Origin of the sequence: Endozoicomonas sp. ALC020, assembly GCF_049275935.1 — a bacterium.
Classification (GTDB): Bacteria; Pseudomonadota; Gammaproteobacteria; order Pseudomonadales; family Endozoicomonadaceae; genus Endozoicomonas_A.
This window is the reverse complement of sequence record NZ_CP184830.1, coordinates 2,060,831-2,085,000: the sequence shown is the minus strand read 5'-3', so window position 1 is coordinate 2,085,000 and position 24,170 is coordinate 2,060,831. Positions and strand designations below refer to the sequence as shown.

Below are 24,170 nucleotides of genomic sequence, written 5' to 3'. Positions count from 1 at the left end.
TGAAATTGACGCTGAACAAAACTGACCACCGACAACTGACAACTGGCCACTGATGACTGCGTACCTTTTGTATAATGGGTCAGCGACTTATTTTCTGTGGCAAGGTTAACCGTATAGGGAAGCCGTAGCGAAAGCGAGTCTTAACAGGGCGTCCAGTCGCAGTGAATAGACCCGAAACCGGGCGATCTATCCATGAGCAGGTTGAAGATCAGGTAACACTGATTGGAGGACCGAACCCACTGTCGTTGAAAAGCCAGGGGATGACTTGTGGATAGGAGTGAAAGGCTAATCAAGCCCGGAGATAGCTGGTTCTCCTCGAAAGCTATTTAGGTAGCGCCTCGTGTCTCACCATCGGGGGTAGAGCACTGTTTGGGCTAGGGGGCCATCCCGGCTTACCAACCCCATGCAAACTCCGAATACCGATGAGTGCAATCACGGGAGACACACGGCGGGTGCTAACGTCCGTCGTGGAAAGGGAAACAACCCAGACCGTCAGCTAAGGTCCCAAAGTAATAGTTAAGTGGGAAACGATGTGAGAAGGCCCAGACAGCCAGGAGGTTGGCTTAGAAGCAGCCACCCTTTAAAGAAAGCGTAATAGCTCACTGGTCGAGTCGGCTCGCGCGGAAGATGTAACGGGGCTCAAACTATTCACCGAAGCTACGGGGTTCAGTTGTCAGTTTACAGTTGTCAGTTGGCAGTATGAGAAGTAAGTATGCAGCGATTTGAAGATTTAGAAGTATTTCAACGGGCCTATAAGCTTTCTTTGAAAGTTCACAAGCTCTCGCTGGAATTTCCGAGAATTGAACAAATGCATGGACTTGCTGATCAGATGCGCAGAGCCAGTAAAGGAATCTGTGCAAATATTGCTGAAGGACATGGGAAACTGATCATCTCAAAAGCAGAGTTTCGAAGGTTCATATTGATGGCTATCGGATCATCTGACGAAATGAGAGTTTGGTTAAGGTACTGCCTTGATCGTCAATTACATTGACGATCAGCAATGGCAAGACCTCAAAACCGAATACAACCAAGTCAGTAAGATGTTGGTTAGTTTGCACAAGAGTTTTAAATAACTCAGTTCAAACTGACAACCGACAACTGCAAACTGACAACTGAACCGGTAGAGGAGCGTTCTGTAAGCCGTTGAAGGTTCACCGGAAGGTGGGCTGGAGGTATCAGAAGTGCGAATGCTGACATGAGTAACGATAAAGGGAGTGAGAGGCTCCCTCGCCGGAAGACCAAGGGTTCCTGCGCAACGCTAATCGGCGCAGGGTGAGTCGGCCCCTAAGGTGAGGTCGAAAGACGTAATCGATGGGAAACAGGTTAATATTCCTGTACCCCTTTTGACTGCGATGGAGTGACGGAGAAGGCTAGGCCAGCAGGGCGATGGTTGTCCCTGTTTAAGGTCGTAGGCTGTGGACTCAGGCAAATCCGGGTTCACAAAGCCGAGAACTGATGACGAACCCACCAAGGTGGGGAAGTGGTTGATGCCAGGCTTCCAGGAAAAACTTCTAAGCTTCAGGTCAAGAGGGACCGTACCCGAAACCGACACAGGTGGTCAGGTAGAGAATACCAAGGCGCTTGAGAGAACCTGGGTGAAGGAACTAGGCAAAATGGCACCGTAACTTCGGGAGAAGGTGCGCCGGCTTTGGTGATCGGGCTTGCCCCGTAAGCTGAGGCTGGTCGAAGATACCAGGTGGCTGCGACTGTTTATTAAAAACACAGCACTGTGCTAACACGTAAGTGGACGTATACGGTGTGACGCCTGCCCGGTGCTCGAAGGTTAATTGATGGGGTTATCTTCGGAGAAGCTCTTGATCGAAGCCCGAGTAAACGGCGGCCGTAACTATAACGGTCCTAAGGTAGCGAAATTCCTTGTCGGGTAAGTTCCGACCTGCACGAATGGCGTAACGATGGCCACGCTGTCTCCACCCAGGACTCAGTGAAATTGAAATCGCTGTTAAGATGCAGTGTATCCGCGGCTAGACGGAAAGACCCCGTGAACCTTTACTACAGCTTCACAGTGGATCTTGATGTTGCTTGTGTAGGATAGGTGGGAGGCTTTGAAGTGTGGACGCCAGTCTGCATGGAGCCAACCTTGAAATACCACCCTGGCAATATTGAGGTTCTAACCCAGGTCCTTTAGCAGGATCGGGGACATTGTGTGGTGGGTAGTTTGACTGGGGCGGTCTCCTCCCAAAGAGTAACGGAGGAGCACGAAGGTTGGCTAAGCACGGTCGGACATCGTGCGGTTAGTGTAATGGTACAAGCCAGCTTGACTGCGAGAGGAACATCTCGAGCAGGTACGAAAGTAGGTCATAGTGATCCGGTGGTTCTGAATGGAAGGGCCATCGCTCAACGGATAAAAGGTACTCCGGGGATAACAGGCTGATACCGCCCAAGAGTTCACATCGACGGCGGTGTTTGGCACCTCGATGTCGGCTCATCACATCCTGGGGCTGAAGCCGGTCCCAAGGGTATGGCTGTTCGCCATTTAAAGTGGTACGCGAGCTGGGTTTAGAACGTCGTGAGACAGTTCGGTCCCTATCTGCCGTGGACGTTGGAAGTTTGAGGAGAGCTGCTCCTAGTACGAGAGGACCGGAGTGGACGAACCACTGGTGTTCGGGTTGTGTCGCCAGACGCATTGCCCGGTAGCTAAGTTCGGACGGGATAACCGCTGAAAGCATCTAAGCGGGAAGCCCCCTTCAAGATGAGACTTCCCTGGCCGTAAGGCCCATAAGAGACGTTAAAGACTATGACGTTGATAGGCGGGGTGTGTAAGCGTTGTGAGGCGTTGAGCTAACCCGTACTAATGACTCGAGAGGCTTGACCATATAACGCCAAAGCGATCTAGCAAGCTTGAAGCTGGAAGCTTGAAGCTTGAAGCCGTACACAGTGAACGAGAGTGTTGAGCAAGAATAGACGACACAGTTTAAAAGAGATTTGGATTCCAGAGCCTTAGTTTTCGAGAAACAGCTTCAAGCCTCCAGCTTAAAGCTTCCAGCTCGAGAGCCAACGGCTCGACCAGTTTTGCCTGGTGACCATAGAGTGTTGGAACCACCCGATCCCATCCCGAACTCGGTAGTGAAACGACGCATCGCCGATGGTAGTGTGGGGCTTCCCCATGTGAGAGTAGGTCATCGCCAGGCATTGAATAAAGCAAAACCCCGGTTGAGAGATTGACCGGGGTTTTTGTTTTGTGGGCAAAGGAATGTGGCAGAACAGAAGTGAAACGACACATGCCTGGGCGGCCCCACCTAGGCGGCCCCACCGATGATAGTTTGGGGCTTACCCATGTGAGAGTAGTTCATCGCCAGGCATTGAATAAAGCAAAACCCCGGTTGAGAGATCGACTGGGGTTTTTGTATTGTGGCAAAAAAGCGGCAAGAGCACAGGTGTTGATAGTTCTCGGGCGAATTGTCTTCCAGTGCATTCAGACTTTCCTATCCATCAAAGACTGTCCATTAAAGAAAGTGGCTGAACGACAGATCTCTGGCGTGGAGGCCCTTGTCACTCAGTCAGTCTCTCTCTCTTTTGTACCTTATGAGCTTCATCTGGAAGGCCAAGCTGCCAGTAACTGCTGATATAACGTGAAGAGCGGGGGGCCAGGGATTCTCGATTCACCCAGTTTCTGATCTCCAGCACAGAGTTCAGTTCACTGGCAGCCCATAGATAGGGATTTCCTGGCTGGCGAGGCAGGTTGGCCAGAGCGTCTCTTAAAAGCTCCTTTTGTTGGCCTGGATGAGGGTTTATAACCCAGATAATTTCCATGCCTTCAGGGATCGACGATGCTTCAAGGGCCATGGCTTGCTGGTCATCCTGGTGAGGAATTTCCACAACGACGAAGCCTTTTGCATCGGCAGGTAGAATCTCTATGTTTGCACGAATGGCTGGAAGTGCGGTCAGGTCTCCGGTCATAACAAACCAGTCCGCTTCGAGGTCGACCAGTTTGGTAGGTCCCGGTCCAGATACTAAAACTGGATCGCCAATATTGGCACCCTCCAGCCAGCGTGCGGCAGGCCCCTGATCGCGGTCATGGGAATGCACTGCGAAATCAATCGTCAAATGTCGTGCAAGCTGATCAGAGGAAACCACGGTGTAACTTCTCTGGAGTGGCTTCTCGGGCATTGCAGGGTTATCAAATACCAGCTTTACGTAGGCGCTGGCTTGATCCGATGGAAAATCAGAAAGAGATTCTCCGGTCAGGATAACCCGCGTCATATGAGGGCTCAGGGATTCAATACTCTTTACAGATAGCTCTCTTGCAGGAGATCTTGCCATATAACTGTTCAACTGATTTTAGGTTTTTAGTTGAGAATCATTATCAACTCAGCATGGGGTAATTTCAAGTAATGCTCAGCGACTTCTTATATTGCTTGTTTTCAGGTTGAAATGAGCGGGTAAGAGGCGAAGTCGGTACTTAACCTCTGCGCTCAGAAGAAAAAGCATAAAGATCCGCAAATATAAGGATTGATAATTTGTCATTTCCTGAAAAAATAGCTGGATTTTTCTAGAGGTTAAACAATTGATCACCCAAGATTTGTTCCTGAAGGCCCTTAACAATAATAAAGCGGTTCGTCCTCAAGATATTGAACTGCTGGCAGCATGGTTTTCTCTGCCCGGACGCGCTGCCAGTGCTGAGCAGGTGATTACATTGACGGGGGCCAAACGTGCGTCCATGATCGTTAACAACCTGGGCAAGCGTATTGCCGGGTTTCTGGAAGTAGATGCTGGCTCTGGTGCTTCCGTTATTGCCCTGGATGAGGAAAACGGAGCGGGCAAAGCTGTATGGGTTATGCGAGAAGAGCTGTCTCAAGCTTTGGTGGCTCAAGGTTTTGTCACTTCTGAAGACGTTCATGCAGAAGTTGCTGTTGAGTCTGTAAGAACCAAAGAGGCAGTTAAGGTTGAAGTCAAAGTGGCTCCGGTGTTATCAGAGCCAGAAGTGGTTGTTGAAGTGGCCGATAGTCCGTTGGCTGAAGCTCTGGTTGAATTTGATGTTCAATCTATCCGTAAAGCCTACCCAAGTACTCCTGCAAGCCAGCGTTTGCTCAAGCCTGCTATGGTGAATGCTCTGGTGGCTACTCGTCCAGTCAATACCCGCGCGTACCAGCGTATGATTCCTGCTGAGTTGCGTAAGAGTGTCAGTAGCCAGGAAGCCAAAATGTTTCTTAATAATGTGTTGGCCATTCTGAAAACTCATTGAAGCTGTGCCTCAGGCCCGGATTAAAGAAACGAAGGAAAGGGCAAACCGTTGCAGGCAGTCGGTTTATGCTCTCTGGTTTCTTAGGGGCCTGTTTAGCTCCCGGCAGGAGCAACGCTAAAGGCTTCCCCTATCTGTTTTTGGGATCTAATAAATATGCCCCTGACCAGAGCTCTGCAGTCTGACTATGATGCCATTATTATCGGTGCCGGTGCATCGGGTCTTATGTGTGCGCTCACAGCTGGCTATCGTGGTCGTAATGTTCTTGTATTGGATCACGCCAACAAAATTGGCAAGAAAATTATTATTTCAGGAGGTGGACGTTGTAATTTCACCAACCTCTATATCGAACCTGCCCATTATCTTTCGCATAACTCGCACTTCTGTAAGTCAGCACTGGCACGCTACACCCAGTGGGATTTTCAGGCGCTTGTAGATAAGTATCAGGTGGCCTGGCATGAAAAAACGCTGGGGCAGCTTTTCTGTGACAATCGTTCAAAGGATATCGTCGATCTTTTGGTCAGCGAGTGTCAGGATGCAGGCGTCACCATTCGAGCCAAAGCCCGTGTTGAATCCATAAAGTCCAATAAAGCTTCGGGTTTCGTGTTGGCAACCAACATCGGCGAACTCTCCTGTCAGTCACTGGTAGTGGCAACCGGTGGTTTATCATTTCCGACAATGGGAGCCACAGGGTTTGGTTACCAGATAGCGGAACAGTTCGGCCATAAACTGATTGAACAAAAGCCTGCACTGGTGCCTTTTACGATGAACCAGGCCTGGCTTAAGCACTTTCTAGAGCTTTCCGGCGTAAGCTCAGAAGTGATCGCCAGCTGCAATGGACGGTCTTTCCGGGAAAATATTCTGTTCACTCATCGTGGTGTCAGCGGGCCGGTCATTTTACAGATTTCATCCTATTGGAACCCGGGAGATACGGTTTCCATTAATTGGATTCCCGGTGCAGATATTCATAGTTGGCTTCAGTCCTGTGCCATGCAGAGACCCAGGGCACAGACGGCAACCATCTTGTCTGAACATATGACTAAAAGGTTGTCTCAAGTCCTATGCGGTCAAGGTCATCTGAGATTATTAACCGACAATGGTCAAAAGCTGATGGCACATTACACAGCGGCTGATCTTGAGGACCTGACCCATGCACTGGAAAACTGGGAATTGAAACCCTCTGGAACAGAAGGTTATAAAAAAGCAGAAGTCACCCTGGGTGGTGTGGACACTGCGAAAGTCTCTTCGAAAACATTTGAGAGCCGTATCCAGCCGGGGCTTTTCTTTATCGGTGAAGTTCTGGATGTTACCGGTCATCTGGGAGGCTTTAACTTCCAATGGGCCTGGGCTTCAGGTCATTGTGCAGGGCAGTATGTTTAGTTTACATGGTTTGATTTTCTCCATCCGCCAAGAGCATAATGCATCGTCCGTGAAGCACTGTTGACGTTAATGCCTCATAAGACATTCTCCTTGGACGGAAATTGCAGCTGACCTTGTCGAAATGGCTCCAGAATCCGATGAAGCTGCATTTTATGGTAAAAGTCATGAAGTTTATCAATCGTTGTGTTGTAACCCTGAAGCCCAGACAGCCTTTTATTGAATGGGCGAAAGGGCTGGGGACAGAATTGCCAGAAGACTGGAGCCTGGAAGGTGGCTCCTACCTGCTGGATGAACAGGAAACAGAGGAGGGCCTGGAAGCAGCAGTAGCCAACCACGCCCGGGACATGATGGAAAATGAGCTCTCCGCCTGGGAAGAAGATCCGGGCCGCTGGCCCTGTCAGAGAGATGCCAACGCACTGAAAAGCTGGTTTGATGTTCATGTTTCAGTAGCAGGTTTTGATCTGGGTACCGAAGGCCTTATGAGAGCTGACTTGTCTGATCTTGGGGGGATGTGACGGCGCTCTGCCGGTCTCCATAAAGCCCCCTCTGAAATTGACCTATTCCCTCATTATGAAGAACTTCAGAAAACTCTCCCTCGGAATCATTGTCATTTTGATTGTGGCCGTGATTGCTATTAAATATTTCGATATCGATGACAAACTTTACAATGAATACCTGTCACATACGGTATCCAGTGAACAGTGGGCAAATGCCATTGTGTTGAGTGATTATAAATTGGTGGCCGGACCTGTGAAACTCGTTGATGCAGGTGATCAGGTATCCGGAGTGACGTGGAGTCCTGTTACCGATTCCCTTTATGTTGTATCCGGAGGAGGTTCTTCGATCCATGTCCTGGAGTACGACCAAAATGGAAACCTCAAGAGAAAGCTGAAATCCAATCTTAATGCTGATGTAGAAGGTATTGCCTGGGCTGACGGCGATCGTTTTATTGTTGTCAACGAACGTCAGCAGGAATTGTTGCTGGTAGACATTAAACCGGATTCGAATGAGATCGATTTCTCCAGTGCGTCCACTTTTACCTTTGGCATAGGAGAAGGAGGCAACAAAGGCTTTGAAGGTATTGCCTGGGACCCAGAGACAAAATCGATCTATGTCCTCAAAGAGAGAGACCCCATCCGGATTTTTCGTATTAATGGTTTCACCGAGCAGGGTAAAGATAGAAAGCTGGTGATTCGTGAGCAGGAAGAAATGGAAGAAAGCCTGAGGTTTTTCAATCAGGACCTGTCAGGGATGCACTTCGATACGGTTTCAAGGCATTTTGTTGTGCTCAGTGATCAGTCCGATTCTTTGACAGAACTGGACGAAAATGGAGAGGCCGTCAGTGTTATGGTGCTTGAGAAGGGCTGGCATGGATTGAAGAATACGATTGAGCAGCCAGAAGGGGTTACTATGGACAGACAGGGAACGGTGTTTATTGTCGGGGAGCCTGACGACCTTTACATATTCAGGAAGAGTACCTTGTCTGAACGAAAGTAGCCTCCTTTGATATTGAGCTTTGCTGTTGGGATGTCGTGCATGTCAGAAGAGAGCCAGGAAACACTGGAAATCATTTATCAGGATCACTGGCTGGTAGCGGTAAATAAACCGTCGGGTCTGCTGGTGCATCGCTCCATGATTGACCGGAATGAAACCCGGTTCGCTTTGCAGATCGTCAGAAATCAGGTGGGTCAGCATGTTTACCCACTGCATCGTCTGGATAAACCGACTTCCGGTGTTTTAGTGTTTGCCCTGTCGCCTGAGGTTGCCCGGCAGGTTGGAAAACAATTTGAGGAAGGGCTGGTCGAGAAAACCTATCTGGCAGTCGTCAGGGGTTATGCGCCAGAGTCTGGCGTGATTGATCATCCTCTGAAAGAAGAGCTGGATAAAATGACAGACCGCAAGGCCCGGCAGGACAAACCGGCTCAGGAGGCGGTCACTGTTTATGAAAGACTCGCGACCGTTGAGCTGCCTCTTGCCATAGAAAGATACCCAACCAGTCGCTACTCCCTGGTAAGAGCCTGGCCTAAAACGGGCAGGAAACATCAGATTCGTCGGCATATGAAGCATATAGCCCACCCGATCATTGGCGATGCCAAACATGGGAAGGGCGTTCATAATCGATACTTTGCCAAACACTTTTCAGCGGGTAGATTGCTACTGGCCTGTACTGATCTTGAATTAACTCATCCCCTTACCCGTGAACGACTGCTTTTGTCTGCTTCGCTGGATGCTGTCTTCTCTGATCTGATGACTCGCTTTGGTTGGAACAGATCACTTCGTCGGAAAGTTGAGTGAATTTCCTGATTTCCCATGACGAATGTCAATTAACTATCTAGTCTGCCTGAACGGTTTGTTTCAGGAGGCTTTATGCTCAGAGCGGGTTTGAGTATATTTTTTTTTTCATTGTTGTTGTTTGGAGCGTTCTACAGTCACGGATTCGATGACTATAAGAAAGATAGAATAGTAACGGATAAATCAGGTCGCCAAAGGTGCAAGCAGTGCGACCTTAATCTTGATGCCTGTGATTGTCGATGTTATCAGTGTGGCAAGCGGTTCAGGGAAAAAAGGCTGATTGCCCAGGCCGCAATAAGAAAAAAAGGGCAGTCTAATGCCAAGAGTGCCAGAGGCAAAGACCCTAAATCCAGAGAGGTGTATTTATCCACTGAGAATACTTGCCAGTGTGAAAGACCTTTGGTCCGTGAGGCTGCGTCAGCTTCTGTTCCGAGGCTTGGTCCCAGGAAAAGGATGGCTGCTTTTGATGGGCCTTCAACCAGCCAGATGACTCCGGTAGAGCCGTCCTTGAGTGGTTTTTCCAGCGAAATGCTACCTCTTCTTGTTGCTGTTAATGTTCCAGATCCTGCTCCTGTATCTGATGAGAAAAATCAGCTTGATTGTGAATGGATGAACCGGCAGTGTGATTTTAGCGTTATCCAGTTGCAGACTTTGCCTGTCGATGAAACTCTCTGTCAGCAGAAAGCCTTTTCAGCTTCATCTTTCAATGTCTGTTATCTGGAGACCGGCATGGATAAGATCGTCCTCGAGAATTCAAATAGCGGGGTACTTAAATTTCAGCAGCTATTGACTCAGGTGAAGGCTGCCATCCAACAGGATGTAATTGCAGGGCTGATCTCTGTTGGTTGGATGAGTGAATACACTCGACCCCTTGGCACAATCGAGGCTTTGAAAGATCGGGGATATTTTCTGACGCTTCCTGATTCTCAGGGAGGCTATTCCTTCGCTCTTATTATTATTGAACAGAGTTTGGCTTTTGTATTTCTTCTGAATCAGGATGGTGAAGTGGTGGGCTATGCCAGTAATAAACACAGTCTCTTTGTTTTTGCGATCAACTGCTATCTGGATAAGTCGAGAGGAGGCCAGCTTTATCAAGTTCACTTGCCTGATGATGATGTGTTCAACCTCATGGTGGAGAATGCCATTAAGGCTTTTAATTGCCTGGATAAAGAAGCTGTGGAAGCCTTGCAGGCATTTGATGATGACGATGAGGTTGAAGTGTTGCTGGTTTCTGATAACTCAACGGGGCATGACGTTGCTATTCGGCAATGTTTCATGAATCAAATGTCTGGAGGTCTGCAAAAGATTCCGTTACCTCGGAAGTTAGACGAATCCCAGCTTCCGGATTTATACCCCTTGTTGAGTTTAATGGAAATGGATCAAGCGATGATGGCCCTTAATATTGACCTCGAGGTTAATGAGCTTAAGGAGTTCAACTCAATTCAAATGATAATGGACAATGCCATCGGAGAGGGCACCTTTGTCATGGTGATTCAGGAGCCCAATGAATCAACATTTGCTGTTTTTATCTCGGTTAATGGTGCCATTATGACACTGAGAATGTTGTGTTTTTCTGACGGTCTTGGAGAGCGAGCCTCGTTGAAAGCTTCCAGTGGCTTGGTTTGTGAATGGAATGAAGCATTACAGGTTCTTATGCATACTCTGAGAACAGGTTATAACCTCAAGTTTTATCGAATAAGGCCATCTGACGACACTAACAGTTAATTTCATTGGCATAGAGTCTGGAAAAGGGCTCCCGAACGAGCCCTTATTGGCAAATTTACAACATTCTGCCCAGCACATCGTGTTCAGGCTTATCCATGAACCGGTGTTTGAATGCCCCCACCACGTGAAGGGCTATGATGGCCAGAAATGCATAGGGAATATAGGAATGGATTGTATGAAGGGTTCCTGCCAGCTCTTTGTTGTCTTCCATAAATTCGGGCAGTTGGATGCCAAAGAAGAAAACATCACGCCCTCCTGCATCCGACATGGTAAGACCGCTCAGAGGTACAAGAATCATCAGGGCATAGAGCGAATAATGGGTGATTTTGGCCAATACCTTCTCACGGTTGGGCAATCCTTTGGGTAGCTCGGGTACTTTGCTGAACAATCGTATCAGAATACGAATCGCAACCAGCAGCAGTACTAGGATGCCGAAAGACTTGTGCCAAGGGTAGATGTCGTATTTATAGCTGACGTCCTTGGATAGACCTGCCATGTACCAGCCACTGGCAATGATACTCAGGATGGTAATGGCCATCAGCCAGTGAAGCAGTCTCATCAGTAACGGATATTTTGCAGGTGTCATAGATTTATCCTCTGGAGTGAAAAGCGCGTGCGGCTTAGAGTTCGTTATCTTATTCAAGGCTGCTATGAGTGAAGAATAAACTTCACCCACAAGGATGCATTTATTCTTACTTTAAACGGTGATCCTGTCACCTGGTTCCGGCAAATTATGTTTTTTCGCACAGATTGTCTGCGCAAAGATCCTCGCGTGACTCCACTCACCTTAAGCTGGTGGTTGTCATCAACGGGCATCTTTACCGACAGTCAGATGTAGCTTCTTCCACAGGGGATTTACACCCCATTAGCTCATGCCCATGCCGGGCGTAAAAAAAATAAACAAACACAGGGAACTAAATGGATAGACAATGATCCAAGGTCACAATTCATTTGAAAAACAGTAGATAGGAGTAAGAGATATGAACGGAATCACACCACCCGGCAGCCCAAATAATCAGGCACCTTATCAACAGGAGAGCGATAATTGCCCTGTTTGTCTCACACCTTTTGCCGGAAGGGCAGTCACAGTTCTTGAACCATGCAGCCATATGTTTCACGAAGACTGCCTGGAGACTTGGCTATCGCAAAATACAACCTGTCCTTATTGCAGAACCATTGTCAGGGAAAGGGAAGTACAACCCTTTACTGATGTGATAGTGGAAAATTTATCGAGAAGTCGTGGTAGTGTGTTGTTCCATCCAGATGGGCGACCGATAGCGCGGCTCTTGTAAATCGCTGATTCCGTTTTGTTTGAGGGCGCCTCAACATCATCACCTGCTGCCAGAACAAGTGCTCTGGCCCGAGAGATGAAAAAAAACGACAGCAGCAACAGCGGTGCAGTAAAGAGTGTCTGTCTGATAATTCTATCCTTCCGATTTGGTTTTCACAGAGGAAGGATAGATCTAGAAAATGAAAGGGTACCTATATCATCCATCAGCTGCACTGGTGATCTGCCTGATGGCATCGCTGTAAAGTCCATGCAGGCTTTCAGGATCAGAGACACATAATCCCAGGTCCCTCAGAAGACCGTCTTTCAGCCCATAGATCCAGCTATGAACCGTCAGGTCCTGTCCTCGCAGCCAGGCATCCCTGACGATGGGGGTCTGGCAAACATTCAGAGCCTGTTCTACAACATTCAGCTCATACATGCGCTCAAAGACTTCTTCCTGGCTGCCCAGAGTGTCCAGGAAAGTCTGGTGTTTGTGCTGTACATCCTGAATATGACGCAGCCAGTTATCAATCAGGCCGAGTTTGCCGTTCTTTACCGCTGCCTGAACGCCGCCGCAGCCGTAATGGCCGGTCACTATAATGTGCTCAACCTTCAGGTACTCAACGGCGAACTGGATAACAGAGAGACAGTTGAGATCGGTGTGAATGACCTGATTGGCCACATTTCGATGAACAAACAGCTCACCAGGCACCATACCGGTTATCTGATTGGCAGGCACCCGGCTGTCAGAGCAGCCTATCCACAGGTATTTGGGAGCCTGTTGCTGAGAAAGTTGTTCAAAAAAGTCAGGTTCCTTTTCCCGAACAGCATCTGACCATTCACGGTTTTGGTCGAACAGCTTCTTGAGTCTGCGCATGGGAAGCTTCCTCATCAGAAATAACGCACAAGTATACAGCTGAAGAAATAGAAGCCAATAACAGTAGGGTTTTAATGGCGTACCGAACAACTGCATCTCCGTTGCAATTCCTCGCAACAGCTCTGCTGTTTTAAGGCTACTGTGAAGGCAAGCGGCTGAATAGGCAACTGTCGGGCTCCTAGGAGGCCGACCGAGAATAGACTGCCCTACTGCGGCGGCAGCAAATTGGTCTAAAAATCCGCTTTTGTTCGTCAAATAGCTCGCTATTCTCCTCACAAAACCGAATTTTCATCCTCAATTTTCTGCCGTCCTCGCTACGGGCGCTATTCTCGGTCGGCCTCCTAGCGCTGTGGATGGTCGGGAAGAAAGTCATCAACCATGATGTCATCGAATGTCCACGGGCAACTGTCGGGGAAGCTGGTGTTATCTAATTGATGATTTTCCCGCAGGTACTTATTCATTTCACGAATGGCAGCCTGTTTGGCATCAGGGTAGCTGTCTATTAAGGCATCATCCTGTTCGTGCTTCAGGGACGGGTTTTTACGGATTAACCGGCTGATTGTCATACGTGACTGCGAAATACTCTCGTACCAGCTTCTGAACTCTTTGGGTTCGTATAGGTTGGGGTTAATCACAAAGGTTTGGTATTGATATTTGAGCAGATGCAGCACCAGAATGACCAGATGGGATTCCAGTGTATTGCGCTCGCTTCTGCCCATTTCGTCTACTTCTTCTATAAGGTTATCAAGATCAAGCCGGTCGAACTCACGGTTTTGCAAATGTTGTTTTTGCTGTTTTTTCCAGTGATAGAAGTCGGACTGGTAAAGTGTTTTCTGATCATTATCCATGACATGATTCCCCGTTAATCACAGCCAGTATAGGATAGCTTATACAAGGATTGTTATGTCATTCCCTTCACAGCACTTCAGCGCTAACCTCAGGTGCGAGAAACGCTGAACCTATTGCCGGGACGCACCGGAGCCGCCGGTGATGCCGTTGTCCTGCGTCGTGATCTGGTTCAGTCGGAATTGGCGGGCAGTCAGACCAATACCGGGAACTGCCTGCATCGACCGGCAAGATCAGTGGGCCGTCTTCACAGCCCTGGGTGGGCTTCTCTTGAAAACTAAAGAAAGATATCCGTTCAGGGTATCTTCGGGTAGTCATTGTTTAACGGTACTGATTCACCTGATCTCTGAGTTCAATGGCAGCAGCTCTGGCTGCTTCGGCAAAGTTTTCATCACTGCCAGCGTAAATGATGCCACGGGAAGAGTTTACAATGATGCCCTCACCCTGACTGTTGAGACCATTTTTAACGGTGGCTTCTACGTCTCCACCCTGGGCGCCCAGACCCGGAACCAGGAATGTCATATCACCGGTAATGGCGCGGATACGCTTGAGTTCTTCAGGGTTGGTAGCACCGACAACCAGCAGCAGGTTGTTATGGCTGTTCCACTCTTCTTTGGCCATACGGGCAATCACTTCGTAAAGGAAGTCGTCACCGACCTTCAGGTTCTGGATCACCGCAGCTCCGGGGTTAGAGGTTCGACAAAGGATGATGGTGCCCTTGTCTTCATATCGGCTGAAAGGTGCAATGGTGTCGATGCCCATGTAGGGGTTGACGGTGATCGCATCTGCGCCGTAGCGATCAAAGGCTTCTGCCGCATACTGATCAGCCGTGCTGCCAATATCGCCCCGTTTTGAGTCCAGAATGACCGGGGTATCCGGGTAATTATCCTTGATGTATTCGATGGTCTGGGCCAGTTCGTCTTCTGCACCACGGGCATGATAATGGGCAGCCTGGGGTTTGTAAGCACACACTAAGTCGGCAGTGGCATCAATAATAAAGCGGTTAAATTCCAGAATAGGTTGCTCAAGCGCCTGAATGTGGGCGGGAAACTTCTCGGGTAGAGGGTCCAGGCCTACGCAGAGTAGAGAGTTGTTCTTACGCATAGCCGCCTGAACCTGATCCAGAAAACGCATAGCAAAGCCTTATGTAGCAGTGATCGATGTCTGGGCGGGCAGTCTAACAGATAACGCTCGGGTTTTGTTGCGCCAATTGATGTTGCGGTAATTGACATCCACCCCCGCCCAATGAGGCTGTTTGACGCGAATTGAAGAAAAGAAATTTGCCGGAGGAGCTGAAATGTTCCTCCGTGCCTTCTTTTATCTGGCCTTTTGAAATAGCTGTGCCATCAGACCAGAGTTTATCATCTGTTCTGCAGCACTCTTCAGAGTTCCCGAAGTCCCGTATCTTCTGAACGCCCGGTAAACCGTTGTGCAGGCCATCAGGTGCTTAACGGTTTGTTTGATGGCTGTTGTCAGTAAAGGAACGGTATACAAGGCCATCAATAGAGGGTGAGAGAGTGCCAGCATGATCACCAGGGGAGAGCCAGAAATGGCACCGACAGTTTGAAACCCCCTGACGGTTCGGCGAACGTACTTCCGGGTATCAATCGTGCTCTTCATGGTCCGGTTTTTATTGAGTCTGTGACAACCTGCTTCAACCGCTTTGCTGACCAGTTTTCCCATCAGATAGCCTGCGACAGCACCGGGTGTGGTTACCATGGTGGTCAGCAATTGAACTGCCTCAGCAATGCCTGTGATCGGGCTTGCAGAAGCGTATAAGGCTGTTTGGATACCGGCACTGATTCTTCCTGATCCCTGCATAATCTGTACTCCTTGTGGTGTTATTTCATGTTGTAGGCTCAGTATGCAGGGATTTGCTGCCAAAATGACTGACAGAGCGGTTAGTTATGCTTGCACATTTTCATCCAGTGAAGTTGGAATGCCTCAGAGTCTGGTCAAACTGACCATTTCATAGCTTGACGAGAGTTCATAAAATGGTTGGTAAAACAGAGATAGTGTTGATGCAGAAGTTAGTAATACCAGACCGGCAACAGGTAGAGATCTGGCTTGATCAGGCCGGTCATGAATTCTGGGCGTGCGATCGGTGCGACGGATTGCACATATCATCCCTTCAGTCTCTGGATGGCGTACTTGATAGCCGTTTGTTTATCGAGCCATTTGGTATTCTTTTTTCAACTGAGCTGGATTTGAAAGCCGACTCTGCATTTTTAGTACAGGCCGATATGACGCGTCTCAATCTCGGCTTACCGACGCTCAAACTGTTTCTGGAGATGCTGGAGTCAGGCCATCTTTTGCTGGTGGCTTCCGATGTCCTGATGACCTCCAAAGGTGTCTGTTACAGTCAGTTTTCCGAATTTCTGGCAATGACCCTGGAGGCTAAGAGCTGGTTGTATCGGGAGTGCCAGAGCATGCACTATATTCTGTCTGAACAGGAACATTGTCTTCCCCCGGTAGAAGGAAAGTTTTCGTTCCACTAAACGTTTTAGCTGCCTCATATCAGAAAATAAAACGGTCACTGCTCTGGCGAAATGTTCCAATTGGCCTAATGTCATACAGTCAACATTCTGATGCGGGAATTTCAGAACGTGTCCAATGCCACTCTTTTCTGTATCTGCTCTCTGGTGTGGGGCTCGACCTGGTATGCCGTTAGCTGGCAGCTAGGGACCGTAGACTCCATGTGGTCAGTGGCTTACCGGTTTCTCTTGGGCGCTCTGTTGTTATGGCTGATTTGCCGGTTCAGGGGCGGCTTTTCAGGCTTTACCCGCCAACAGCATCTCAGGTTCTTTTTCCAGGGAACCTTCCTTTGCGGTATTTCCTACTGGCTGGTCTACGAAAGTGAAAAGTTCATCAGCAGCGGGCTTTCAGCATTGATTTGTACGGGGATTCTTTATTCAAATGTGGTCATTGCCCGGTTCTGGTTGGGGCACACCGTTAAACGTTCTGTTCTTGTAGGCGGGGCATTGGGTAGTGTCGGTGTGTTCATGGTGTTTTTTCCCCATATCATAAAGATTGACGCAAACTCTGAGGAGCTTAAGGGCCTGGCATTGGCATTGGGTGCAGTAGTGATGTTTTCCTTGGGCAGTGTCTCCTGTGAGGTCAATGAGAAAGACGGCTTGTCAGTCGCACCTATGACAGTGTTTGCCATGTTTTATGGTGGGTTGGAAATGGGTGGGTTGGCCTTGCTCCGCGGCGTACCACCCACGTTTGACTTCAGTCCGGGTTATCTGGTTTCCCTGGTTTATCTGGTGGTTTTTGGTTCGGTTGTGGCCATGACCTCTTATATCGCCCTGATTCAGCGCATAGGTTCTGACCGAACCGCTTATGTCGATATTATCTATCCCATCATAGCCCTCTTGATCTCAACCGTTCTGGAGGGATACCAATGGAAACCGGTTTCTGTGTTGGGCGTAGGGATTATTTTGCTGGGGAATCTTCTGGCCATGGGCAACCGCTTTGACCGGCGCAGAACCGAGACTTCCTGCTAACATAAGAATACTTTTCTCCAACATCTATGGGGTTTCCCATGAGTGAGCACAAGCCTTTCATCTATAGAGCTATAGAGTTATCCACTCAGGCCCTGGACAAAGGGGAAGCGCCTTTTGGTGCGGTGCTGGTGCATAACGGCAAAATCGTTCTGGAGTCTGAATGTACTACCGAAGCAGAAAGTGATCAGACCCGGCACGCAGAATTGAACCTGGTAAGTCATGCCTGCAGACAGATACCGAGAGAACAGTTATGTGAATGCACACTCTACAGCAGCACAGAGCCTTGCCCAATGTGTGCCGGAGCAATATATTGGGCCGGAATCCCAAAAGTGGTATATGGATGCAGCATGGAAGCGCTGGACCAGATTGCCGGTCACTCCACCCAAATGGGTTGCAGAAACATTTTTGATCGTTGCTATGGCAACATAGAAGTCATTGGTCCTATAGAAGAAGAGCTTGCCTGCGAACCACATATGAAATGCTGGCCCCATCCTTCTTGAAAACCTGCTTATTATTGAATTTTGTGCTGGCATTCAAGTACAGAGTTGACTGACATTTCTGACTCAGGGAACGTGATAGCCCATAGGCTTCATAATGTCATACTGAAGCCAGACTTTGTTCAGCCAATTTTCTTCACCCAGCCAGTCCAGAACCCAGCGGATACCATTGCCCATGGCTTCCTTATTCCAGGCAAGATAGCAGCTGTCGTTCATGGGAATATCCAGAACATCCTTGCGAACCAGTAATTCTTGTTCAATGTAGGGCTGAACAAAGTGGCTGGGCATGATGGTGATGCCCAACCCTTTCAGCAGGCACTCAATAGCCATACGGAAACTGGGAACCAGGAGGATTTGCTGATCTTCAAGCAGCAGGTTGTAGCCCTGTCTAAAGACTCTGGAAGTATCCTGAATGCAGATCGAACTGTAAGTTTTCAGCATGTCCTGACTAATCGGATCGGAAACATTGGCCAATGGGTGCTCTGGAGACATCACCAGATCCCATGCCAGCGATCCCATAGACTTCCATTCAAAGCGGTCGTTAGTAGCAATATTGTCTGGAATGGTTTTAGGAGCACCAATGACCAGCTGGCAACGGTTGTGGAAGAGAGCATCCCATGAGCCGTTATGAACTTCAGTATTGATCACCAGGTTGGTCTCGGGACGAACTGCCTGAAGATCGCGAATCAGATCGTAAACCATGCCCTGGTTAACAACGTTATCCAGGGCAATCCTGATTTCATGTTCCCAGCCTGAAGCCATCTGGCGGGTTGTTTTTTCCAACTCCTCCAGCTGAGTCAGCAGTTTGCCTGTCTGCTGGATAAAGTGCTCACCTGCCGGAGTCAGCTCGACCCGCTTGCTATCCCTGAGAAAAAGTTGCACATCCAGCCGTTCTTCCAGCTTCCGGACGGTGTAGCTGATGGCTGAAGGCACTTTATGCAGGTGCTTGGCCGCTGCAGTAAAGTTTCTGAAGTGGGCCACGGCCCTGACAATTTCGAGGGATTCCGTTGGGATCATGAGGAGAATACTACTATCTACTGACGTTCAGATGTTAATAGAGTATCTCTAAGGTTGTCAGAAAGGGAGTCTAAATAAGAGTTTTTTATCGTAATGTTCTCGCCTCCAGTGATATAAGATGACTCTCAGGACAGGACTCACCTACATCAGCATTCAAAAAAGCCGAATGCTCGTCCAAAAATACTTGCTGTATCTGTTGGCAGGAATTCTCTAAAATAATTTTCACTTCGAGCAACCTCAGGTTATGAGGAGTCGTGTACTGCACTGTTGCCTGTTCCCGCAGTACAGAAACTCTTGCACGAAGTGTCGAGTATGCAGTCCACGCTGCAAACTCAGGTGGATGATCAGCAAAAAAACCTCTGCGTCTTTGGAGTAGGGGTTTTTTTGTTTTTGACAGCTTTTCCCACATGGTTCGGTGGTGTTCTTAAGGGAATTGAAGATAAACTACGACTGACGACAGGCTCCATTCAGGCACTTTTCTATTCTTTATTTGTCACCTCCAAAACTCTTTAGCCAGAGGACCGAACCTTGACCGATCTCACTGCTATCAGTCGTCAGGCTCTGCAATTGATGGATCTTACTTCCCTGAACGATAACGATACGCCGGAAGTGATTATTGATCTTTGCCACACAGCTAAAACACCTGCAGGCAATACTGCGGCAGTCTGTGTTTACCCAAGATTTGTTCCCATCGCCAAAAAGACGCTGAAAGAGCTGGGTCTGAACGATGTAACGGTTGCCACTGTCAGCAACTTTCCAAAAGGCAGTGATGATATTGAACTGGCAGTCACTGAAACTAGGGCAGCTGTCGCTTATGGTGCGGATGAAGTGGATGTTGTTTTCCCTTATAGCGCCTTTATGAACGGTGATGAAGCCATTGGAGCTGAGCTGGTTCGCCGCTGCAAAGAAGTCTGTGCAGACAAAGTGATACTCAAGGTGATTATTGAGAGCGGCAAACTGAAGGACCCAGCCCTGATTCGTCGAGGCAGTGAGATCTGTATTGAAGCCGGTGCTGATTTCATCAAAACCTCTACTGGCAAAGTGCCTGTCAATGCTACACCTGAATCTGCCCGTATCATGCTGGAAGCCATTCGTGACAGTGGCAAACAGAACGTAGGGTTTAAACCTGCGGGCGGCATCCGAACTGCACAGGACGCTGCAGAGCACCTGGCTATTGCCGTTGACATTATGGGGAAGGAATGGATCGACCGAAACCACTACCGCTTCGGAGCCAGCAGTTTGCTTGGAAGTCTGCTGGTGACCCTCGGTCTGAAAGAACAGGAATAAGTCTAACAATAAGTTACGCCAAGACTACCCTATATCAGCATCGCTACTGCCAGAATCCATTACTGTCAGAGTCACTGCTTTCAGAGTCACTTCTGCCAGAGCCGCTTCTGCCAGAGCCGCTTCTGCCAGAGTCACTGCTGTCAGAGTCACTGCTATCGGAGTCACTGCTGTCAGAGTCACTGCTATCGGAGTCACTGCTATCGGAGTCACTGCTATCGGAGTCACTGCTATCGGAGTCACTACTGTCAGAGTTAATAGGTGTCTCCATAGCAAAATTATATTTAGAGCTGAGCAAATCGATGAAATCTTGCAAGTATAATATGCGTTCTTCCAGAAGTTTTCTCTGCCTTTTGTCATTGCTGGGCTCTTTTACTTCTTGTTCATTCGCTGCCTTGTCATGTTTGACTACATCAGCCTGCTGATTTGCATGGATGATAATGCTCGCTGAAAGAAATTCCAGCATCTTGTGTGATTGTTTCAGCAGGTTATTAAATTCTGTGTAGAGGTTTATCAAAATGCCGCGATAATCATTTTGATTAACTAATTTTTTTTGTAATTGGTGTTCTATGTAATTTTCTAAGGCTAGAAGCAATTCTTGAAATAATTCAGGGTTTTCATTTTTTGGGTTATCTTTTGCACCGATTAATATTTTTTGGAAAATTTCAAATAATTTATCTTCTTTATCTTCTTTATCTTCTTTATCTTCTTTGTCTTCAGAGTCAGTAATGGTTCGACCCAAGTCTAGTTTGCCAAAGTAAATCGATATGCTATCAATATTTGCATTTGAGAATTGTCTAACGAGATACTCAAGAACTGAGAATTTTTTAACGAAAGAGTCTAGAATCAGGCCTATGGAGTGAATAAAACTGATGGACTGATCATTCGAGACAACTAATCCGGTTTTTTTTTCACCATATTCATTTGTCAGGTTTAATATTCGTTTAGCTGATTTTATATTACGTCGATAAAACGGTATTTTGTTACGATTAATGCCATCGTTGAGTAGGGTAGTAGCGGCTATTAGCAATAAATTGACTGGTTCCTCGGATTGATCAGCTTTTGAGAGTTGATTCAATTGCCGCAAAAAATTAAGACGCATTTCTCCCAATAATTTCAGACCAGAGAAGACCAAATTAGCTTCTTTAACATTTGCTTTTAAACAACCGTGATTTTCTATGGGTTCTTTTTCGCCTAAAATGTCATCTTTTATGACCTCTATACCAGATAAGCCGATGGCATGAAGCAGGAATGAGCCAAAAAAGAAATGGCCCCCAGGAGGGGGGGAGCTAATGGCTGTATAGTAACTCAATATCAGCACCGCTAAGCACTGTTGATCTTTTGGTTTGGTCATATCGACGAATGATTCGGTATTATGGATTTTGGTTAGAATTGCCAACATTTCAAGCTGTACGAAGTCAACCACAATGTGGTGAGTTTTTATCAATTGCTGAAGCATGCTTAAGATTGTGAGGCTTTCATTGGGGGGGGCTAATGGGACGTAGCTCAACATAGTGTTTAAGATGTCTTCATCAATGCCTGTATTCAATTCATGGATAATGGCGGTAATTTGTGCATGGTTCATTGGTGGCAGCGGAATTTCCATCAAAGGCTGCGGTTGCTGTGCCCCAGCTCCCTCGGATTCTTCTGAGTGCTCAGCCATTTTTTCGACTTGCTCATTTTCATGGTTCATTGCGAAGATGAGTTCGGTTGTATTCGAGTTGAGAAAAAAAGGAGAGGTTTTTCCTAAATAAGCATTATGGTTAATCAAATCGTTCAGGTAATTAGAGGTTTTTGTCGTTTTTTCTTCAATAAATCTCTCATCCACGGGTGTGAATAAAGTATGTGCTGCCATCAGTTTTGAATAAGGGCTAACCATAATGATAAAGCTAAGACAAGCAGCAACCGACCGTTTGGCCCTGTCACGATGGAAAAGTATCGGTTTTTTTGCTGTTTCAGGAAATTCAGAAATGAAGTTACTTGTTAACATCTGCTTTCTCTAACTTATAAATTCCCTGATAAAGTAGTCCACGGAATGCAGCATTGGCCAACTTGAGCACTTTTTAATGCTACACCTCAATCTACCTGCATAATGCTGGAAGCTGCAGTCCATAAGGCCATTAGCACTTGGTCTGAAAGAACAGAGAAGAAGATTAAAAATAAACTTCGTCAAGACTTTCAAGAGCACCTCTCTCAGCATCACTACTTTCAGGGTCATCCATGACCGCATCACAACTTTCAGAGTCGCTACTACCCGGGACACTTATGCCAGAGTCAGTTCTGCCAGAGTCACTTCTGTCAGATTCACTGATGTGAGAATCATTACTGTCAGAGTCATCACTGCCAGAATCATTGCTGTCAGAGTCATTGCTGTCAGAGTCATTGCTGTAAGAGTTAAGAGGGGTCTTCATAGCAAAATCATACTTAGACCTGAGCATATCGACGAAATCTCGCAAGTATGATATCCGCTCTTCCAAGTGTTTCTTTTGCCTCTCTTTTTGTTCTGTTGCTGCCTTGCCATGGTTGCATTCATCATTATGCCGATTAGCATTGATGAAAATATTGCACTCAAGGCATGTCAGCATTCTGTTTGATTGTACCAGAAGGTGGTCAAATCCTGTGCAGAGCGTTACCATTATGACCTGGTAATCATTTTGATCAGTAAACGTTTTTGGTAATTTTTGTTCTATGTATTTTTCTATGGCCAGAAGCAATTCTTGAAATAATTCAGGATTTTCATTTCCCGGATTGTCTTTAGCGTCGCTTAGGATCTTTTTGAATATTTCAAATAATTGTTGTTCTTTGCCTTCATTGTCGGTAATGGTTTGATCCCAGTTTGACTGGTAGAAATAATCCGTCATGTTGTTAATACATTCACTTGCAGATTGTATAACGTAAGGATCAAGCATCAGGCTTATGGCATTAATAAAATTGATGAACTGACTATTAGAGGCAACTAATTCGGGTTTTTTTTCACCATATTCTACGATCAGTCTTAACATCCGGATAGCTGATATCATATTACGCTGATAAACCGGCATTCCGTTATCAATCATGCCATAGTTGAGCAGAGTAGAAGCAACTAATAGCCGGTAACTGGCTGGTGTCTCGAATTCTACAATTTTTGAGTTATCTTTCAATTGTTGCAAAAAATCAAAGCGCATTCCTTCCAGCACTCCCTTGCCAATGAAGATCGAAGCTGACTCTTTAACATTTGCTTTTAAAACTTCGTAATCTTTTATGGGTTCTTTTATACCTAAAAGATCACCTTTTATGGCATCGAGTTTCTCGATACCAGACAGGGCGGCAGCGTGAAGCAGGAATGAGTTAAAAAAAATGTTAGCCACTTTAGGGGAAACTGCATTTGAATTGATGGCGGTATAATAAGTCACCAACAATATCGCGAGCCTGAATTTGTCTACTGGCTTGGTAATATCGACAGGTGATTGAGTGCCCTGGATAGAATATAGAACTTCTATTATGTCATCCTGCTTATGGTCCGTCACAACACCGAGAGCTTTTGTCACGTGCTCAATCATGTCTGCAACGGTCAGGCTCTCATTGGGAGGTGTTATCGGTAGGTAGCTCAACATAGCGTTCATGATTTGCCTGCGTTCTTCAGTGCTTGTATTCAACGTTTGGATTATGTCGGTAATTTGTGCATGGGTCATTGGTGGCAGCGGAATTTCCATTATAGGCTGCGGCTGCAGTGCTCCAGCCCCCTCCGATTCTTCTGAATGCTCATCCGTTATTTCGACTTGCTCATTTTCATGGTTCATTGCAAAGATGAGTTGGGTGGTATCCGGATTGAGAAAAAAAGGAGTGGTGCTTCCTAAATAAGCGTTATGGTTAATCAAATCGTTCAGGTAATTTGACGCTTTTGTCGTTTTTTCTCTAACAAATCTCTCATCCACTGGTGTCAATAAAGTATGTACTGCCAGCAGTTTTGAATAGGGGTAGACCATAAAGATAAGGCCAAGGCAAGCAACAACCGACCGATAGGCCCTGCCACGATGGAAGAATATCGATTGTTTTGTTGTTTTGGGTAATCGAGAAGTGGAGTTACTCATCAACCTCTGCCTTCTTTGGGTAATGAATGCCCTGATAAAGTAGTCTATGGATTGCAGCAGTACTCAATTTGAGTGCCTGTGAATGTCAAACCTTAATCTGTCTGCATCATACTGGAAGCGATTTGTGACAGTGGCAAAGAGAGCGTAGGATTTAAACTCACGGGCCGGGACGCCGCAGGACACCTGACGATTGCCACTGAGCTTAT

General features: G+C 47.2%; 22 protein-coding genes and 2 rRNA genes (1 of these 24 cut by a window edge). 15 read left to right on the top strand and 9 right to left on the bottom strand.

Annotated features, from left to right (window positions below; translation table 11 throughout):
• A 23S ribosomal RNA gene (locus tag ACOJUO_RS07060) occupies window positions 1–2,834 on the top strand (it extends 634 nt beyond the left edge of the window).
• Window positions 2,835–3,033: 199 nt separating this feature from the next.
• Window positions 3,034–3,149, top strand: a 5S ribosomal RNA gene (gene rrf, locus ACOJUO_RS07055).
• A gap of 361 nt (window positions 3,150–3,510) precedes the next feature.
• Here the strand turns inward: rrf and ACOJUO_RS07050 are convergent.
• The gene (locus tag ACOJUO_RS07050) at window positions 3,511–4,281 is read right to left on the bottom strand and encodes a siderophore-interacting protein (RefSeq protein WP_422136028.1); all 771 of its coding nucleotides are present in this window, start codon (window positions 4,279–4,281) and stop codon (window positions 3,511–3,513) included.
• A 244-nt stretch (window positions 4,282–4,525) separates the two neighbouring features.
• On the opposite strand from ACOJUO_RS07050, the gene ACOJUO_RS07045 reads away from it, so the two are divergent.
• The 6 genes from ACOJUO_RS07045 to ACOJUO_RS07020 all read left to right on the top strand — a co-directional run bounded on the left by ACOJUO_RS07045 (window position 4,526) and on the right by ACOJUO_RS07020 (window position 10,597).
• On the top strand, window positions 4,526–5,203 hold the full coding sequence (locus ACOJUO_RS07045; RefSeq protein WP_422136027.1) for a hypothetical protein: 678 nt from the start codon (window positions 4,526–4,528) through the stop codon (window positions 5,201–5,203).
• Window positions 5,204–5,356: 153 nt separating this feature from the next.
• Window positions 5,357–6,580 carry an NAD(P)/FAD-dependent oxidoreductase gene (locus tag ACOJUO_RS07040; RefSeq protein WP_422136026.1) on the top strand — a complete coding sequence of 408 codons (1,224 nt, stop codon included), beginning with the start codon at window positions 5,357–5,359 and terminating at the stop codon, window positions 6,578–6,580.
• A gap of 164 nt (window positions 6,581–6,744) precedes the next feature.
• The gene (locus ACOJUO_RS07035) at window positions 6,745–7,095 is read left to right on the top strand and encodes a hypothetical protein (RefSeq protein ID WP_422136025.1); all 351 of its coding nucleotides are present in this window, start codon (window positions 6,745–6,747) and stop codon (window positions 7,093–7,095) included.
• A 109-nt stretch (window positions 7,096–7,204) separates the two neighbouring features.
• On the top strand, window positions 7,205–8,077 hold the full coding sequence (locus ACOJUO_RS07030) for an SdiA-regulated domain-containing protein (RefSeq protein ID WP_422139375.1): 873 nt from the start codon (window positions 7,205–7,207) through the stop codon (window positions 8,075–8,077).
• Window positions 8,078–8,116: 39 nt separating this feature from the next.
• A complete protein-coding gene (gene truC, locus ACOJUO_RS07025) occupies window positions 8,117–8,875 on the top strand; it encodes a tRNA pseudouridine(65) synthase TruC (protein WP_422136023.1) in 759 nt (252 codons plus the stop codon).
• A gap of 72 nt (window positions 8,876–8,947) precedes the next feature.
• Complete coding sequence (locus tag ACOJUO_RS07020; protein WP_422136022.1) at window positions 8,948–10,597, top strand: hypothetical protein; 1,650 nt, start codon at window positions 8,948–8,950, stop codon at window positions 10,595–10,597.
• A 55-nt stretch (window positions 10,598–10,652) separates the two neighbouring features.
• Here the strand turns inward: ACOJUO_RS07020 and ACOJUO_RS07015 are convergent, their stop codons facing one another.
• The gene (locus ACOJUO_RS07015; protein WP_422136021.1) at window positions 10,653–11,183 is read right to left on the bottom strand and encodes a cytochrome b; all 531 of its coding nucleotides are present in this window, start codon (window positions 11,181–11,183) and stop codon (window positions 10,653–10,655) included.
• Between the two features lie 394 nt (window positions 11,184–11,577).
• Here ACOJUO_RS07015 and ACOJUO_RS07010 point away from each other — a divergent pair, with 394 nt between their 5' ends.
• The gene (locus ACOJUO_RS07010) at window positions 11,578–11,889 is read left to right on the top strand and encodes an RING finger protein (protein WP_422136020.1); all 312 of its coding nucleotides are present in this window, start codon (window positions 11,578–11,580) and stop codon (window positions 11,887–11,889) included.
• 195 nt (window positions 11,890–12,084) lie between these two features.
• Here the strand turns inward: ACOJUO_RS07010 and can are convergent, their stop codons facing one another.
• Window positions 12,085–12,744, bottom strand: coding sequence for a carbonate dehydratase (gene can / locus ACOJUO_RS07005; RefSeq protein ID WP_422136019.1), 660 nt, complete (start codon window positions 12,742–12,744; stop codon window positions 12,085–12,087).
• A gap of 341 nt (window positions 12,745–13,085) precedes the next feature.
• On the bottom strand, window positions 13,086–13,592 hold the full coding sequence (locus ACOJUO_RS07000; protein ID WP_422136018.1) for a DUF29 domain-containing protein: 507 nt from the start codon (window positions 13,590–13,592) through the stop codon (window positions 13,086–13,088).
• A gap of 93 nt (window positions 13,593–13,685) precedes the next feature.
• Between ACOJUO_RS07000 and ACOJUO_RS06995 the strand changes: the two genes are divergently transcribed.
• Complete coding sequence (locus ACOJUO_RS06995; protein WP_422139374.1) at window positions 13,686–13,871, top strand: hypothetical protein; 186 nt, start codon at window positions 13,686–13,688, stop codon at window positions 13,869–13,871.
• A gap of 40 nt (window positions 13,872–13,911) precedes the next feature.
• Here ACOJUO_RS06995 and pyrF read toward each other — a convergent pair whose 3' ends face one another.
• Both pyrF and ACOJUO_RS06985 read right to left on the bottom strand, forming a co-directional pair.
• Window positions 13,912–14,724, bottom strand: a complete 813-nt coding sequence (gene pyrF, locus ACOJUO_RS06990) for an orotidine-5'-phosphate decarboxylase (RefSeq protein ID WP_422139373.1) — start codon at window positions 14,722–14,724, stop codon at window positions 13,912–13,914.
• Window positions 14,725–14,907: 183 nt separating this feature from the next.
• Window positions 14,908–15,411 (bottom strand): hypothetical protein, encoded by a 504-nt coding sequence (locus tag ACOJUO_RS06985; protein ID WP_422136016.1) that lies wholly within the window; start codon window positions 15,409–15,411, stop codon window positions 14,908–14,910.
• A 200-nt stretch (window positions 15,412–15,611) separates the two neighbouring features.
• On the opposite strand from ACOJUO_RS06985, the gene ACOJUO_RS06980 reads away from it, so the two are divergent.
• The 3 genes from ACOJUO_RS06980 (at window position 15,612) to ACOJUO_RS06970 (ending at window position 17,596) form a co-directional block, all read left to right on the top strand.
• Entirely contained in the window at window positions 15,612–16,088 is a 477-nt protein-coding gene (locus ACOJUO_RS06980; RefSeq protein ID WP_422139372.1) for a YbjN domain-containing protein, read from the top strand.
• 108 nt (window positions 16,089–16,196) lie between these two features.
• A complete protein-coding gene (locus ACOJUO_RS06975; RefSeq protein ID WP_422136014.1) occupies window positions 16,197–17,096 on the top strand; it encodes a DMT family transporter in 900 nt (299 codons plus the stop codon).
• Between the two features lie 38 nt (window positions 17,097–17,134).
• Entirely contained in the window at window positions 17,135–17,596 is a 462-nt protein-coding gene (locus tag ACOJUO_RS06970) for a nucleoside deaminase (protein ID WP_422136013.1), read from the top strand.
• A gap of 63 nt (window positions 17,597–17,659) precedes the next feature.
• On the opposite strand, the gene ACOJUO_RS06965 is transcribed toward ACOJUO_RS06970, so the two are convergent.
• Window positions 17,660–18,610 carry a LysR substrate-binding domain-containing protein gene (locus ACOJUO_RS06965; RefSeq protein ID WP_422136012.1) on the bottom strand — a complete coding sequence of 317 codons (951 nt, stop codon included), beginning with the start codon at window positions 18,608–18,610 and terminating at the stop codon, window positions 17,660–17,662.
• Between the two features lie 312 nt (window positions 18,611–18,922).
• Between ACOJUO_RS06965 and ACOJUO_RS06960 the strand changes: the two genes are divergently transcribed.
• Window positions 18,923–19,123, top strand: a complete 201-nt coding sequence (locus ACOJUO_RS06960) for a hypothetical protein (RefSeq protein ID WP_422139371.1) — start codon at window positions 18,923–18,925, stop codon at window positions 19,121–19,123.
• Between the two features lie 15 nt (window positions 19,124–19,138).
• A complete protein-coding gene (deoC, locus tag ACOJUO_RS06955; protein WP_422139370.1) occupies window positions 19,139–19,897 on the top strand; it encodes a deoxyribose-phosphate aldolase in 759 nt (252 codons plus the stop codon).
• Window positions 19,898–19,940: 43 nt separating this feature from the next.
• Here the strand turns inward: deoC and ACOJUO_RS06950 are convergent, their stop codons facing one another.
• Window positions 19,941–21,884, bottom strand: coding sequence for a hypothetical protein (locus tag ACOJUO_RS06950; protein WP_422139369.1), 1,944 nt, complete (start codon window positions 21,882–21,884; stop codon window positions 19,941–19,943).
• 163 nt (window positions 21,885–22,047) lie between these two features.
• Window positions 22,048–23,964 carry a hypothetical protein gene (locus ACOJUO_RS06945; RefSeq protein ID WP_422139368.1) on the bottom strand — a complete coding sequence of 639 codons (1,917 nt, stop codon included), beginning with the start codon at window positions 23,962–23,964 and terminating at the stop codon, window positions 22,048–22,050.
• Between the last annotated feature and the right edge of the window lie 206 nt (window positions 23,965–24,170).